Raw genomic sequence first — 16,720 nt, forward strand, 5'->3', positions numbered from 1 at the left:
ATTTTAGGACTTAGGGAAAGCAGTTCGATACTGTTCGTAATGCAATAAAATCCAATGCTCAAAGGCAATACTTGAAAAAGCAAGATTCACACCATGTTTCTTGGCTTCTGAAAATGCTTGTTCGTGTTTGGTATAACCATCTTTATCAAAAACTGCCCAAACTTCATCATAATTATTTATTTCTTGTTTGGCGAGTTTGACCAGATTCATCGCATCTGTTTTAATAGATTCACCTTCTTTTTTTGCTGCTTTGATTTGGTCTTCTTCACTTGGATAAACTTTGACCGCATATTTCTCAAACACATCATCTTGTTGAGCAATCTCCTCAAAGTAAATTCGTTCTGTATTAGTTCCTTCACATACTATGTAGATCGACTGCTTTAACTGTTTTCGTTTATTCTCTCTTTTTTTATTCATCACCAAACATAAATTCAACTTCTTTAATATTAGGTTGACCACCAAATTTACCTTGCATATACCATTGGTCAAAAGGTTCATCACCTTTTACCTTGTCAAAGTCTTGGGCAGAAAAGAGTTGTGTTTCACCATATTTATTTTTTTCGGTAAACCATATTTGGTCTTTTCTTAACAATTCTCGATCGAGCAATGTAGTTTCATGGCTAGCAAAAATTAGTTGGGCATTACGGGGATTAGTTGACGGATGGTGAAATAACTTAATTAAAAACTTACACAGTTTGGGATGTAAACTATTATCTAATTCATCAATAACTAGAATATGACCTTCATTTAAAATAAATAAAATTAGAGTGCCAATAGTATAGAGTGTCATAGTTCCTATTGATTCTTCATGAAAAAATGAAAATTCACTTTCACCTGTGAACACACCATTTTTAAATGTTTTGTGAACTGCAAATACTTCATATTTATCACTCATTATTAAAATTTTAAGATCCTCTGGCATCTCTTCATCAAATTCATAAGTAATTGATTTTTCCTCAAAATTAATTCTATCGATATGAGTATCGGCAATTTGGATGAGCTTACTTAATTTCTTTTTCAGTTTTTCATCTCCTTGTAATAATTGGTTAATATGACGTATTAATGATTTTTTTGTTTGATTATCATAGGCTGGGAAAAAAGCATAGGTTTTTAAGTATTCATAGATTTTTTGCATTTGTTCATGTTCTTCACGAGCGACTTTTGATAAATAAGGATATTTAGTTAAAGCTTTATTTGAAAAAGAGCGCTTGTCTTGAAAATAATCACCGCGTTTGACCTCATTTTTTGTACGAATGAATAAGTTTGACTTTCTTTTTTTAGGGTAAAAATCTAGCTGTTCGTGATGAACTTCTCGACTATCAAAAGCAATTTGATAGTCATACATAATTCCTTCAAGAATAAAACTCAGCTTAAAAATAGAAGGCTGGCTTAATCGCGATTCATCTAACTTAAATGGTTCGTAATAAGGAATTTTATGATCGACATCAATATTGAGAGTCTGAATATAGGAAATAAGTCTATGTAAAGCCTTGAGAATATTTGATTTACCAGAAGCATTGGCTCCATAGATCGCAGCCGAGTTAAGCAATCGCAGTTTATTGCCTTCGATCGGCACAAAAGTATTTTCATTTTTCCTGTTGGAAGAGTCTGCGATCGCGCTTAATGTTTGCTCTTCTTTAATTGACCTAAAGTTAGTGACTGAAAAATCAATTAACATAGAGGAACTCAACTTTTAATTAGATAGAATCACTCAGCCAATATCTGCCAATGAAATAGATTAAATGAAAGAGATAAATAACTATCTCATAATTATAGCTCTTGACTGACTTTACACGATATTATATGAGCCTATTAATTTCTGTAAGCCGACTCGGCTTGACCCTGAACAACCTTCGATCGACTAATGTACCCCTGTATGTCACAATAGAGGACTGTCATTAGAGTAAAGAATTTATTGTGAGTCCTACTGCCGAAGTCAGCAATAACCTGAATGCGGGCGCTATACCAACCGTTACCGCCACCGCCCCCCGCCGCGCTGTTTTTCCCTTCACTGCGATTGTTGGCCAGGAGGAGATGAAACTGGCGCTGCTTTTGAATGTCATCGATCCCAAAATTGGCGGAGTGATGATTATGGGCGATCGCGGTACAGGCAAATCTACCACAATCCGCGCCCTCACAGATTTACTGCCAGAAATTGAAGTCGTGGCTGACGATCCTTTTAACAGCCATCCCACCGATCCAGATTTGATGAGCGATGAAGTGCGCGATCGCACTTTGCATCACGGTACAATGCCGATCGCCCGCAAAAAAGTACAAATGGTAGACTTGCCACTCGGCGCTACCGAAGACAGAGTGTGCGGTACGATCGACATTGAGAAAGCTTTGTCGGAAGGAGTTAAAGCTTTTGAACCAGGCCTTTTAGCTAAAGCTAACCGCGGCATTCTTTACGTCGATGAAGTCAATTTGCTCGACGATCACTTAGTCGATGTTTTGCTCGACTCCGCCGCCAGTGGTTGGAATACTGTTGAAAGAGAAGGCATTTCAATCCGCCACCCAGCTAAGTTTATTTTAATCGGTTCCGGGAATCCAGAAGAAGGAGAATTGCGGCCGCAATTGCTTGACAGATTTGGAATGCACGCCGAAATCCGCACTGTAAAAGATCCTAATCTGAGAGTAGAAATTGTCGAACAGCGATCGAGTTTTGACCAAGATCCGCCCGAGTTTCTCGCCAAATATCAGCACCAACAAGACGATATGCAGCAGAAATTGGTGGAAGCCCAAGAAAGATTAAAATCCGTAAATCTCGATCGCGATTTGCGAGTAAAAATTTCCCAAGTCTGCGCCGAATTGGACGTAGACGGGCTACGAGGCGATTTGGTCACAAATCGGGCCGCGAAAGCTTACGCCGCCTTAGAATGCCGAACAGAAGTCACTGTGGACGATATTCGCAAGGTAATGACTCTGTGTTTGCGCCACCGATTGCGGAAAGACCCGCTCGAATCCATAGATTCCGGCTATAAAGTGACTAAAGTGTTCGATCGAGTATTCGGCCTCGAAACAACCGAAGCTTAGAGCATCGATGGCCAAGAGTAGTATCTTAACAAATGGAACCTCTGCGAGTCGGCTTTAAATTCTGATAAACCCGATCAACTGTTCCCCTCTTGGCCATAGGCCTGCCAAGCCAAATCCACCAAACCGTTAACAATCGCCACAGCAACCACCGCCGAACCCTTGCGCCCCTCAATCCGAATATGAGGAACCATCGAATCGTGCAGCCTTGACTTAGCCACGTCAACCCCGACAAACCCCGAAGGCGTTCCAATCACCAAAGCCGGTCGAATTTCCTCAGCCTCAATCAAATCCACCAGCGCCGACAAAGAAGTTTGAGCCTGGCCAACCACAAAAATCCCCTCAGGATAGCGTCTAGCCAAAGTTTCAATCCCCCAAGCAGCCCGCGTCCGTTCCTTTTGAGGGCGCGTCAAAGCATCCATCGAACAGTAAACCGGATTCGCAAAGGTACTTTGGATCAGCGGCGTAATGCCCACCTGTACCATCGGCACATCTACTACGATCGTAGTTCGTGCAGCCAAAGCAGCCGCCCCAGCTTGCAAAGCCTGATCGGAAAAACTAATTAAAGACTTGTACTCAAAATCAGCAGTCGCATATATCACACGGCGGACTATTTCGTACTCCGCCGCAGAAAAACCGTGGTCGCCAATTTCATTATCGATTAATCCCAGACTCTGGGCATCGCTTACGTGCCATTCCATTTGTTGGATAGCTGTCGCCTGTGTGTTGTCAGGTATCAGCTTACCAGCTTTTAGTCATAACAGAAGGAAGAAGGAAGAAGGAAGAAGGAAGAAGGAAGAGGGGAGAAGGAAGAAGGAAGAAGGAAGAAGCAGTCTAATCAAGGGTTTCAGAAATTACGCAGGGTGTCTAGAAACCGGGTTTTTTCACAGCAATACTTCGTTACAGCCGACAACAAAGGTGAAAAACCCGGTTTCTTTGGACTTGCGCGCGAGGCAGAGAAACCGGGTTTTTCACGAGTTAACTTGGTTGCGGCCCCCAGATTCCTTGACATACTCCCCGACCGTCGCGGACGGGGATTCTAATTCATGGTTCACAGAAGTCGGCTTGCTATATCAGGCTTCCCTTTGATAGTAGAGGCAGTCTTCTCCCCATGCTTTCCCTCGAACGAGGCAGATTCCTAATGCCCTTAGGTACTGTTAGATTAAATTAATCATGGCTTTTGTTTCTTTGGGTACTTAACTTATTTCCCCTAGCTATGTTTTTCTTGGCTTTCGCTACCCAATATTTGGCAGATATCAACTCTGCTTTCTGGTTCAAGGAGTCTTAACAAGCCACCACCATGGGATTTCCAACCAATATAATTATACCAAAAGCCGATACTCAAAGCACGGGGCTTTAGACCCCATTTTTTGGTAAAAGCTGAAAGTCTTATAGAGCAGGACTTTCACCCTCGGGGTTCAAGGCATGGGTTCCGATCGCCCAAGCGATCGCTAATTGTCCATTTAGTAGGGTTTCATTGATTGGATGCGGTTTTTATTTTTCGAGAGTGATGAAAGAGCGCCAAGAGTCACACTAATGACTGATGAATGATGACTGATGACTAATGACTAATAACTAATGACTCATCAAAAACTAACTTTCTTCTGAAGGAGACTTGCCCAATACTGGAGTCAAGAATGCTACCAAAGCCCCGATCGCAAAACCGGCCACATTTCGAGCCAAAGGCAACCAATCAGAAGTCCGAGTTACCACCGGCCCAATTCCGAAGGCCAAAAACAGAATCCCCCACAGCGGCGAAAAAATCAGCGCCCACTGCCAAGACACACCGTCTCCCGGTTTCCGAGGCTGAGCCGCAAACCCGCAGATCACGCCGCCCAGCACCGACGTAATTAAAGTCAGCACCCACTGTTCCCTCGGCAAACCTGGAACTACGCGACAACCGCCCTGACGCAAACAGCCTTCGATCGACTCCAAAGATTCAATGATCGATCGATCTTCGCCATTGTCCCGCACAAAAAACTGATTGCCGTAGCGGGTTTGCAATTCCACCCAAAAAGTCCGCGGCAGCAGTGGATACAGCGCATCCCCCACATTAAAATTTAGTAAATTGCCACCGCGCGGGTCAGCAACTAGCAATACACTTTTATTGTCTAAGCCCCAATAACTTTTCACAGCCAAACCGGGCGTGCGATCGTACTGAGTCAGCACTCGCAGCTTCCAACCGGTTTCGGCTTCAAAGGCGTTTAAATTTTTTGCCAAACCCTCTTCTTCAATATCCGTAAGGGCTTTAGCTAAATCAATAATCGGCGTCTGAGTCTTCGGCAACAAATCGGGATTGTTGAAAGCATGGGCCGCAGGTGCGATCGTCCACACCGACAAAGCCAGAAAAAAGGCGACAGCAGAGGCTAGAAATTTGCGGGGGAAAAGCTGTGACATAGGAAATTCTAATCCGGGTCTTAATTGTGAATGTTAGCTGGCGGTCTTAACCAGAGGATAAGAGAAAACTCATATTTCTTTACAATTATTTACTTTACAGGAAGCCGAGAGCAAGGGGAAGGGTTCGGGGAAGGAAAGTTTGCGATCGGGGAAGGGGCTGACAATTAACTGTAGAGGGCGCGATCGCGATCCAGGGCAAACCGTCGTTAAACAAGAGCTCGATTTCCTGACGGGTGAGTATCGATCCCAGATATCGTACCCGCAATCAAAAACCTGTAGGGGCGGGTTCACCAAAAGCTTTAAGGGGTGCAGACAGGTTAAATAAACCCGCCCCCACCCACAAAAAAGCCCCTTATTGATATTGGTGCAACATCTGGGATTAATAATACTTCAAGCCGATAGTAATAGAGAGAGACCGGATGTGCGATCGGTTATTTAAGTATTTTCCTGCCTGAAAAAAGTTACCTTCATAAAGATTTAGCATAACTTTAAAAACTATCAGTAAATATACGGCAAATATAACAGACTAGCAACATCAAAAAAACTCTGAACTTCTGTATTTTTCCGAATATCTTTATAATCGAGTCTACCCGATAATGATGAGTAACCGCTGAATAATGATTTAAAAGAAATTAACCATTTTTCAAGGAGTGTCCAGAGTGCCTTTAACCGACCCGATTAGAGAACCTTTAACAGAAGTGGAATCCTTAATTCCCGGACTAGCCCCAACTTTTGCCCCACAACTGCCGGGAATTCAGACTAACAAAACCTTATTATATCAAACTCCCGGATCTTCATCAAACTCTGAACAACCTAACTTAATAGAAACCGCAAAGCCGCCACAATCCGAATTCATTCGAGCCGAAACCGATGCTTTTATTACTAACAAAGCCTCCGATATTAACAGCATACCTTCTGCTAAAACCAGTGCCACCAAAACTAACAGCTACTCCAGGGATTCAACCACTTCTGAAATTGACCTTCTAATTGGCAAACTCGACTCGGACTTAGGAGATCCCCTGACCAACCCGAATCCAATAACCTCACCCGTTATAACTACATCCACAACGAGCGAAAAAGCTTCCGATAAAACACCATTACCCGCAACCGCTGAAACAACTTCAAAACCAGAAGATAAAAAAACACCCTTATCGTCAGAGGCTACACTCAAAAGTGAGTCAGAACCCAACAAAACATCGCCTGCAACTGCATCAAACGCAATCCCCGAAAAGAGTACAACTTCATCAGAAAAATCCGAGAAAATTGCAGTAACAAATTCAACCGAAACTGTTGCGGCTAGTCCAAATATTCCCTCAACTGATAAAATCTCTACAGACAAACAGTCCCCAGTTGCCACAACTGACGACAAGATAGACTCAGACAAGCAATCTCAAAACTCCACAATTGTGGAGAAAGCCAACTCAGGCGAACAATCTCGTACTGCCGAAGTTTCTGACAAAATAGACTCCGATAAAAAAGCTCCAATTGCCCAGACTTCAGAAACAAAAAACTCAGACAAACAGCTTCCAATTGCCGAAATTTCTGACAAAATAGACTCAGATAAAAAATCCCCAAAAGTCGATGCAATACCGACCGAAAAACCCATTTCAGATTCTCAACAGTCACCGACAACACAGCCCCCAACAGCCCCATTAATCCCAGCCACATCTAACCCAGTTTTACCTAACACTAATATCAGTGCAGAAGTCAAATCAACCGATTTACAAAAGCCAGTACAAACCGCCACTCAATCTTTAACTGACAAACAGAATGATACAGGAAAAGTTGACCCATTAAAAATCGAACCTGCTGCAATACCAAAAACAGCAGCCAGTGAAAATGTAACGGTGACGACAGCAACAGCAGCAGTTAACACCCCAGAAAAAACTCCGAACAATACTGACTCAGTTTCGGAAATTAAACAGCCAGTTAAAACAGAATCTATTGTCAGTCAATCAGCAGATGCTGAATTAATCAAAACCGACAAAGATGCAACTTCCAGCATCTCTCAACCTCCCGCAGAAACAGAGTCAGTTATCGCTCCAATTGCGGAAAAGTCTCCTGCAAAAATAGACTTACTCAGTTCTAACGTTGGCGAACAATCACCCAAACAAAGCAACTCCAACGTTTCTACCGTACCCGAACAATTGCCAATAAAAATTGAGTCAATTATTCCCACAAAAAACGATTCGGCTACGGTAGAAAATGAGAGCGTTTTTCCTGAAATAACATCAGAAATTGAAAGCGAATTGCCAACAAAAACCGATTCGGTATCGACAGCAGAATTCACTGCTGATACAATCGAACGGAACATTACTGTTTCCTTCACAGCAGCGGAATTAGAAACTGAGAAAAGCCCAGCACTCTTCTCAACTCCATCAGAGACAGCAGCAGTTACGACACAGATAGCAGAAGTCGAAACAAGCGCTTCACCCTCAACTCTTAAATCCCCACCTAAACTCACTTCAAACAATTATAATAGCAATTCAAATCCCACAGAAACTGTCGCTGTTTTACCAGCGTATTCCGATCCTGAAATTGCGCCCAAATCCGCAGAGATGACAAGCGGTTGGCTACTGTCAGCAACCGAAGAATCTGCTCAACTTTCAGACAATATTGCAGACACTCAACCCAATTCAACACAGCGTACTGGCGACTTCCAAAGCAATACCAATCCCTCAACAAATCTCTCAATAACAGCAGCAGCCAATTCACCCAGTGGCACTTTCCTTGTAGATAACCAAGGACAAGTCAAATTTGACTATGTATTTGACGGCGGCTACTTTACTGGCGAAATCGGCATTTTTAGTCTTTCAGGAATGGAAGCATTTACACCTGGTACTCCAGAATTCATCGCCGAAGCTGCTAGGAGAGTCCTAACTAATTCCACATTAGGAAACATTGTAATCCGCGACAGTACAGAAGGAGCCAAATTCACCGGTTCGATGCCGGGAGAATACGACTTCGGTTCAGGAGAATATCAGGGTATCAAAACTTTCAACATGACCCCTGGAGACACTTTTGCCGTCATGTTCGTACCCAGCGGTACAGTACAATCATCCCTCCAATACTCCTGGCTGTGGGATTTGTTTCCCGAAAACCGTCCCTTATTCAGTATCGCCACAGCCAATCCCAACGATACCGCTCATCTGCTACAAATAGCCGACATTACGGGCAGCGGTAACACCTTTGCCCTCGAAGATATGTCATCCGCTAACTCAGACAGAGATTACAATGACCTAATCTTTAAAATTAGCGGCGCAACCGGAAACGCACCGCTGCTAGATACAGTCATCAACCCTGACAAAGAATGGCGAAATACTCCCCTAGGACAACAATTGCTCGCCGAAGCCAATCCCCCGAATTCTGACAACAATCCGCCCGTTGTTTCACCGACAAGCGCTCGGACTTATACAGAATTAGAGACAACTATTTCATTAGACAATCTTGCCACAGATGTAGAAGGCGACCCTCTGACAATTAGCGTCCTCAATCCAGTAAACGGCACAGTAATTTTCAATCCCTTAACTAACAAAGCATCGTTTAAACCAGCATCCGGTTTCTCCGGTATTGCCAGCTTTGATTTCCTTGCCAGCGACGCTTTTGGGAGTTCAACGCCCGCGCGGGTGACAGTCAATGTCAGCGACGTTCCCCTGCTAAATCTAGATTTTGTGAAGCGAAATCCCAGCCTCAATGCAGGAGAAAATACGGAATTAGTTGTGATCGGAGATTTTGCCGACCAAAAAGGTGTATTGCTGCCAGATTCTTATTTAACTTACACTTCAATAAATCCAGAAGTAGCACCAATTGATCCAACGGGTAAAGTGACAGGTTTGGTCAACGGCACTTCGATTTTGAGCGCATCTCGAAATAACTTGCAAGCAGTAACAGCGGTGCGAGTCGGAAAATTGCCAGCCCCAACCAACGATGCAGAATTCAATGGAGCACTAGCCGAGATTAACGGTTTGAATGTCTATCCCAAAGCAGTCACGATGACAGCCGGAATGGGACGTTCGCTTTTAGTAGGAATTGAAAATATCATCAAATCCCCCGATCTGAAATTCGGCTCTACAGGAACTCGCTATTTCCCCGGAAACTCTAACCTGTTGCAAGTGAATTCAGACGGCGTTATTACCGCTATAAAAGAAGGAGTTACTAACGTCACTGTCATTCACGGAGCAGCCGAACAAGTCGTGCCAGTACGAGTCTCCCTTCCTGCCGCAGCCGGAACAATTTTAGGAGTAAATGGCGGTGCAGTTACTGGCAGTGACGGTTCAATTGTGATGGTGCCGCCCGGTGCTCTTGCCGAAAATACAGCTATTAGCTTGACATCTCTAAGCAGCAATGCTCTATCCCTACAACTTCCCGACGGTTTGCAGTTTGCCGGAGGCTTCAATTTAGACTTGGGCAACAACTCCTTGAAAATGCCCGCTCAATTAGCAATTCCTGCCCCCGCCGGCTTATCTCCCGGTACCGAAATTTTATTCATGCGAAAAGGTTCGCTGCCGGATGCTAACAATATTTATTCCCCAATTTGGCTGATTCAAGAATCCGGTGTAGTCGATGCCAGCGGTACTATTCGCACTAATTCTCCACCATTTACCGGTATTTTGGAGACTGCCGAAATAGCGATGATAGCAATGCCGGACCTGGAGTTACAGAAGTTGGCATTGGAAAAGTTGCTCACCACCTCCAATATAAATGGTTCCCTTCTCTCAACAAATGTCGGTCTCCCAAATGGTTCCCTTCTCTCAACAAATGTCGGTCTCCAAAACAGCTTTTTAGCAGCCAATGCCGGTTTAATCGGTATAGCCGCCGTCACCACAGCTCAATTCGCCGCTACAATTTTACTGCTGGCTTACTTGGCTAAATACCTGAAATCTGGATTGAAAATTATTGCCATTCCTGAAGTCGGTTTACCTGTAGTCACTCCGGCGGGTGTTGAACTCGATCCAGAAGGGATTCCCCGCGTCACAGCCACTCTAAACATACCCACACTATTCCCAGCAGACCCCTTCGCACCTCCAGTGCTTCAATCCGCTGAATATAAGTTGGAAAATGGCGAACCAACCGTCGTCCTGACAGGCAGCAACTTCCTGAATAACTCCAATGATTTAGGCGGTGAATTTAAAGACTTAACAGTCAGCTTCCGCGTCGGCGACAAAACTTATCCAGGCGCATTGATACCGGATAAAAACACCGATTTGGGAGAAAATAGCTACAAAATTGCTGTCAAAATTCCGATTACCGTACCCCTCGGCGAATCCAGCATTGTAGTGTCGAGAAAGCAGAAAAAGCGCTTCGGACCGGGTACTGGAGATTACGAGACTGTCGAACTAGAAAGTGAAGAAAATATCCGCCTCGCTCCTACCTGCCTTTATCAACTGTTGAAACCCAGAACAGCAATAAATTAGCGGTTGCTTTTAACATTCCTGTGGGTAATCCCAATATCCCATCAGACCGACCGGAGTCGATCGCCCCTACCAACAATGCTACCCGCGCCTACGTGACTATGCGGAATACCGGCCGCGTTTCGGTAGTGGATTTGATGGCACTGCGAGAGATAGATACTAATCCACAAACAGCAACTGTGGATGGGATTGCCTTGCCCCAGGGAGCTCGCCCGCAAGGTATTGTCATTGACCCCAAAGACAATTACGCTTACATTGCCGACCAAAATCGCCCCAACATCTACGTCCTCGACATCAACCCGAATTCAGCAACCTATCATACTGTTATCCAGACAATTAACGTCACATCACCCCTGGGACTGAGCCAGTTGGCTATCAGCAGCGACGGGCGCCGACTGTTCGCTACTGGTTCCGACAATAACGAACAAACACCTAACCGCCGCATTTACGCTGTCAACATTGACCCCGCCGACAAACCGAGCGCTCAGGGCTCTAACGAGCGGAAGTGGCACCAGCAGATTGGAGTAATCCCCACCGCATCGGAGACAGAGGGCATAGCTGCTACTTCCGACCCGAAGAAAATGGTGTTCACCAACGGATTTGCTAGTGTCCGCACCATAAGTAATGGGGAGGAGATAAAGCTTCAGGATGACGGCAAGGGCTTCGGAGTGCTCGAAATTACGTCTGAAGACCCCCTCAATTTTAGTGCTAAAGTCAACTACGCTCCTTTGTCGCTGGGCGTGGCCACTGACTATTTTGATGTCAACGAGGCAGTGGCTGTAACAGTAACGCAAGACGGGAAATATGCGTTTGTTGCCGGTCGCAACTCTAGGGCAAATGTAAATACGCGCGAGGGTGGAAATATAGGCATTATCGCAAACCCGCTGGAACCCAATCCTCGACTGGTGGCCGCAACTCGACCGATTCCGGGCAGCTTAACTAACAACCTAGCGCTTTCGAGTGACGGCAAATATTTGATTGCTTCCTATCCCACCTTCGGTTTGGGAGGAAGTTCCTACGTTTTCGATGTTGAGCAAATGATTAAGGCTATAGAGAATCCGGGTAATTACAAGCTTGACGCCCGCGACAGGGGTGTGGATACTTGGGGTTTCCAGGCAAGCAATCAGCGAAATGCGACAACTGCCGACCTCGTCCGCGTGCCTATTGACGATATCAACCCTCTTGTCAGTATTGCGGCCGACTACGAAATTATCGAAGGAAATTGGATTAATAACTTTGGTTTTGGTATCCCGGATGGTACGAAACGCGCTCCCATTGGTATCGGTGGAAATCCTAAAGGTTTGGCGATCGCTTCTGTTAAAAATTGGTTGGAATTAAAAGGACCGATCGGGGATAGCAAGAATGATAGCAATCCTTTAACTCCTACTTTTAAGTGGGATTTGAAGGGTGAGAATGAACCCTGCGGTCTTCCTGGTTTTAAGCCTGATACTGATGTCGAGAAGGTCAATCTTTATGTAAGCGTTTTTCCGCAAGGGAAGGGCTTGTTGCCCGATGATAGGTGGGATGGGTTAAATTCGCAGGACGACAAAGATTACAATCCGAATCGGGTTCTGACTGCTCAATGGGAAAACGGTACGTGGACTTGGGATGGGAAAACTAAGGCTGGTTCTTCAAAGGAGTTTACTCTTTCTAGCGATCGAATGTTGACGGCGGGTCAGGAATATCATTGGGCTGTGGAAGCAGTTACGAAGAAAGGGGATAAAAAAGTTGTTACCGACAAGTTTAAAACTTTACTGCCGACTCCGATTTCTGGTGGTAATACTTTCAGCAGCGTTACTGTTTTAACGCGGGGTGTAGAACCCGGAAATTCCCAAAATAGCCAGTTGATTGATGGGCAAATCAATGGAGTTGCTAAACACATTTTTGATACTGGCGGTACGGTCATGAAATATCAGTCGGCAACTGGTAAGTGGCAGTCTGTTATTCCTCAAGGAAATAGTTGGATATCTAATACTAGCCTTCAGCCTCCTGTCTATGGCAAACCCTTAGTGCTGTTAGCTAATTGGATGGATGGGATGAACGGGATGGATGGGATTGAGCCGAAGCAACTTTATAATTCTGGTTTTGCTGAGGCGGCGGCTGATACTTTATTTGCTTCAATGGTGCAATTGGATTTAAATAAGGGTGGTGGTGTCGGTAGCCCAGGTCAGCTTTATGATAGCACCGGTAAATTAATCCGCACTCAAGGAGCGGTTTTCAACTCGCCACTGCACTTTATCGGTTTCGGGCAGGGGGCTGTTGTTAATAGTGAAATTGTCCAGCGTTTAGGTACGTTTTTACCTGATGCTGGAGGTACAAGTCGGGCAAATCGCGACCTGCAAATGACGACTATTGACCCTTACGATTACGATAATAATTCTTTTTCTGGGCCTTACCTTAACATTCTCGACCCGGAAATTAAGGTGTGGAATAATGTCACTTATGCTGACAATTACTACCAAACAAAGGGTATTGGGAATACAATTAACGGGCGAGAACTTTCTGGAACGAACTGGAAATCTGATTGGAATGTTTCTTTAGGAGAGCGGGCTGGATTTACGGCGGATGACGGGGAAGGTGCTTCCCATCGGGCGGCTTTGGCTTGGTATGCGGGAACTGCTAATCTCACAGGTAGCAAACTGCCATCGGAAAACGGTGACACAATTTACCGCCGCTTGGGCGATTTGGAGCAAAATAATATTGCTGATGTTACTAAGACTTGGTACACTCCTGATCACACGAATGCCAGTTTAACTCATGGCGATACTAAAGCTCCTTGGGAAGGAATTGGTACGGGTTGGTTCAACTCTGTTTTAGGTGGAGGTTCTCAATTACCTTCGGAACTCGAATGCGGGGTGATTATGCGGTTCCGACTTTGTTTAATGGAAATTTTGATGCGATCGCTTTCCAACGTAACGCTCAAACTATCCCGGGCTGGTCTTTATTTAATGGCTCATCTGAGGATGGTTCACAATCCCACTTAGTCGATTGGCTGAAAATCGGAGTTCAAGAAGAGAACACCCTAGAAAAAGGCTTAATAGGTAGTGGTTATTTAGATGCCATAGGATACGATGAGAATCAGCCTAATTATGCTCTGAGAATGGGATTAGGTGGGGCAAAACAAATAGTACACAACTATTTTGTGATGCCAGAATGGGGAGACTTGCGGTTTAACCTCCACGCGCCATATCGGAACACTGGAAAGCTTAAGGTCTGGTTGGAAACTCAACCGGAAACTAATTCACAAGGGCAACCAATTCTTGGTACTGGCAGTCATCTTCTCAAAGAAATCGATTTAGCAATAAATCCAGGTAATTCACTAGAGACATACGCAAGCGATATTGACAAAATTGGTTTTGGCAGAGGAGGGTTTGAAACTTTCCATGTAGATAGCAATCAGCTAGATCGATTTCGAGGTCAGGTAGCCAAGCTAAGATTTGAAGTTGAGGGGAATACTAGGGTTTATTTAGATGATGTTTTCTTTAAGAGTAATCACCTTAAATTTGGCAATCCATCAGAAGCTAGGTACAACTCAGAACCACCAAACTTTACCAATTCAAATACCACCAACTTGCTAATTGAGAAACCTCAATACGTAGTATCTTACGATCGCAGTACCCTCAACCCTGCGTGGATAAGTTGGCAAGTCAATAAATCCTGGCTAGGTGATTTAGACCGCCCCGCCACGATCTTTGTCGGGGATCCTCAACTACCAGAAGGATGGCCGAAAATTGACACTAGCTCCTATAAAAATCCTCAAGGTTACAGCTTGGGTTTCGATCAAGGTCACGGAATTCCTTCAGGGGATCGAACAAATCACAAAAAAGACAACTTCGCTACTTTTTTAGGAACAAATTTGATTCCACAAAGCGTGGACAACAATCGATTTTTTGGGAACTCAAAGGATCCCGCACAAGCATCTGCTTGGTATAACGTCGAACAACTGGTGCGGAATCTCGCGCAACAAGGTCAAGAAATTTACGTTGTTGCGGGCAGTTATGGTACAGATTGGAATTCACAGAAGCGAAGTAATGCTCATCCTGATGAAATTGCTCGAGGATACACAAATTCTGAAGCTTTTCAGCAAAAAGGAATTAACATTCCTGGATGGACTTGGAAAACGCTTCTAATTATGGATCGCCCTGGTCAAGGCATACCAGATATCAATCAAAACACGAAAGTGTATACATTTTTGACACCTAATAAAACCGAACCATTTGCTAATTGGCCTCTTACTGGGCAGCCCATACCTCACCCCTTTAATGAAATTCAAGCTGAGCTAGGACTAACTGCGACTCTGCCGGATATCCAAAATGCAGTTGAATGGCGTAATCCTGCTACTTGGCAGCTCACAATTAAGCAGCTTGAAAAGCTGATTGATGGCAGAGGAGGTAGAAAGATAAACTTTTTGTCTAGTCTTCCTGATAACATTCGGACTTATCTCAAAGATCAGTTATATCCAATTATCTAAATTCTCTCAACCATCCTTCAAATCAGACGAAAAACTCATCTCTGATTTGAAGGATATATGTTAGGACCAACGATAACTTCTCCATTTGGTAAAATTGTATTGCGAAATCGGCCAGTTTGAGAGAAAAAGATTTTAGCACTAAGTAGATTAGCGTCTGTGAAATTGACACCATTCATATCCAATGTCAATAAATTAGCACCCTTTAAGTTGGCATAGCTTAAATCCGCAGAATCTAGACAAGAATTTTTAAGATTAGCACCGCTCAAATCAGTACCCCTAAAGTTAACATTCGTCAAGCAGGACTCTTGCAAATTGGCACCGCTTAAGTTAGCATTAGCTAAGTGGGCATTAGGCATAATGATGTTATGTAAATCGACACCTCTAAGGTCAGCCCGATATAAAACTATGCCCTCAAACCTTCTTTCTCCAGCAGCGTAGCGCCGAAGCAATTCCTGAGTTTCCATGACTCTAACTGGATCGCTTTTATGGCTACCATCTGGCATAATAGTATGACAAAATAACGCAGCGTCAGTGTTAATATTCTCCCATTTAGCAGCGCTAAAATTTGTGCCAATTAAGTTGGTATTAGACAGGTTTGCATTGTTTAAGTTAGCATTTTCCAAATTAGCATCGCTCAGGTCAGCATTCCATAAATTAACATTAGCCAGATTTGCATTGCTAAGATTTGCCCCTACTAAACAAACGCTACTCAAGTGAGCATTTTCAAGATTCGCGTTACTCAAATTAGCACCGCTCAGATCGCACCCCTTCAAAATACTTGAGTGTAAATCAGAGCCACTTAGGTCGATCTCAATTAGGTATTCATGCTCGATGAGAGTTCCTTCTAAATTGATCGAGGAATAGTCTCTCCATCCATCTTTATATAAATCGACCACCTCCCTACCAGCCATCTCTGGGTGATGGTTGTTGAGAGATAGAAGCGGAATAACTTCTTCGGCTTCTTCTTCCCATTCGAGATATTCTTCGTTATTCATAACCTTTTTCTGAAGATATTTACATATTAATAATAGCAGATCGTGAGCCAGACAAGATTACAATCGGAATCGTATCCTGACTGCTCAATGGAAGAATGGTACCTGGACTTGGAATGGAGGTAGTAAGGCTGGTTCTTCTGAGGAGTTTACTCTTCCTAATGACCGACCATCGGGCTGCTTTGGCTTGGTATGCGGGAACTGCTAATCTCAATGAAAGTCAGTTTCCTTCGGAGAATGGCGAAACAATTTACCGTCGCTTAGGTGATTTGGCTGAAAATAATATTGCTGATGTTACTAAGACTTGGTACACTCCTGAGCACACGAATGCCAGTTTAACTCATGGCGATACTAAAGCTCCTTGGGAAGGAATTGGTACGGGTTGGTTCAACTCTGTTTTAGGTGGAGGTTCTCAATTA

Annotated in this window: 9 protein-coding genes and 1 pseudogene; 5 read left to right on the top strand and 5 right to left on the bottom strand. The window is 44.1% G+C overall.

What is annotated here, in order from left to right; all coding sequences use genetic code 11:
* Positions 1–3: 3 nt before the first annotated feature.
* Entirely contained in the window at positions 4–417 is a 414-nt protein-coding gene (locus tag JGK20_RS11430; RefSeq protein WP_293177796.1) for an RloB family protein, read from the bottom strand.
* Positions 410–1,678, bottom strand: a complete 1,269-nt coding sequence (locus tag JGK20_RS11435; RefSeq protein ID WP_293230481.1) for an ATP-binding protein — start codon at positions 1,676–1,678, stop codon at positions 410–412. The genes JGK20_RS11430 and JGK20_RS11435 overlap by 8 nt, the downstream gene beginning before the upstream one ends.
* A gap of 269 nt (positions 1,679–1,947) precedes the next feature.
* Between JGK20_RS11435 and bchI the strand changes: the two genes are divergently transcribed.
* Complete coding sequence (gene bchI, locus JGK20_RS11440; protein WP_293230492.1) at positions 1,948–3,033, top strand: magnesium chelatase ATPase subunit I; 1,086 nt, start codon at positions 1,948–1,950, stop codon at positions 3,031–3,033.
* Positions 3,034–3,107: 74 nt separating this feature from the next.
* Here bchI and JGK20_RS11445 read toward each other — a convergent pair whose 3' ends face one another.
* Together JGK20_RS11445 and JGK20_RS11450 are read right to left on the bottom strand one after the other, a co-directional pair.
* Positions 3,108–3,731, bottom strand: a complete 624-nt coding sequence (locus JGK20_RS11445) for a precorrin-8X methylmutase (RefSeq protein ID WP_293186971.1) — start codon at positions 3,729–3,731, stop codon at positions 3,108–3,110.
* Between the two features lie 892 nt (positions 3,732–4,623).
* A complete protein-coding gene (locus JGK20_RS11450) occupies positions 4,624–5,427 on the bottom strand; it encodes a TPM domain-containing protein (RefSeq protein WP_293186972.1) in 804 nt (267 codons plus the stop codon).
* 659 nt (positions 5,428–6,086) lie between these two features.
* Here JGK20_RS11450 and JGK20_RS11455 point away from each other — a divergent pair.
* From JGK20_RS11455 to JGK20_RS11465, 3 genes are read left to right on the top strand one after another with little or no spacing between them, the layout of a single operon-like run.
* Positions 6,087–10,841 (top strand): DUF4114 domain-containing protein, encoded by a 4,755-nt coding sequence (locus JGK20_RS11455; protein ID WP_293230484.1) that lies wholly within the window; start codon positions 6,087–6,089, stop codon positions 10,839–10,841.
* A gap of 20 nt (positions 10,842–10,861) precedes the next feature.
* Positions 10,862–13,822: a YncE family protein gene (locus JGK20_RS11460; RefSeq protein WP_293230486.1), complete on the top strand. Its 2,961-nt coding sequence runs from the start codon at positions 10,862–10,864 to the stop codon at positions 13,820–13,822.
* Positions 13,714–15,309 (top strand): DNA/RNA non-specific endonuclease, encoded by a 1,596-nt coding sequence (locus JGK20_RS11465; RefSeq protein WP_293201369.1) that lies wholly within the window; start codon positions 13,714–13,716, stop codon positions 15,307–15,309. The genes JGK20_RS11460 and JGK20_RS11465 overlap by 109 nt, the downstream gene beginning before the upstream one ends.
* 35 nt (positions 15,310–15,344) lie before the next feature.
* Here the strand turns inward: JGK20_RS11465 and JGK20_RS11470 are convergent, their stop codons facing one another.
* Positions 15,345–16,304 carry a pentapeptide repeat-containing protein gene (locus JGK20_RS11470; RefSeq protein ID WP_293186977.1) on the bottom strand — a complete coding sequence of 320 codons (960 nt, stop codon included), beginning with the start codon at positions 16,302–16,304 and terminating at the stop codon, positions 15,345–15,347.
* A 158-nt stretch (positions 16,305–16,462) separates the two neighbouring features.
* Between JGK20_RS11470 and JGK20_RS11475 the strand changes: the two are divergent.
* Positions 16,463–16,720, top strand: a pseudogene (locus tag JGK20_RS11475) (DNA/RNA non-specific endonuclease); the annotation flags it as partial.

This window comes from Microcoleus sp. PH2017_05_CCC_O_A (assembly GCF_020738785.1).
In the GTDB taxonomy this organism is placed as follows: domain Bacteria; phylum Cyanobacteriota; class Cyanobacteriia; order Cyanobacteriales; family Microcoleaceae; genus Microcoleus.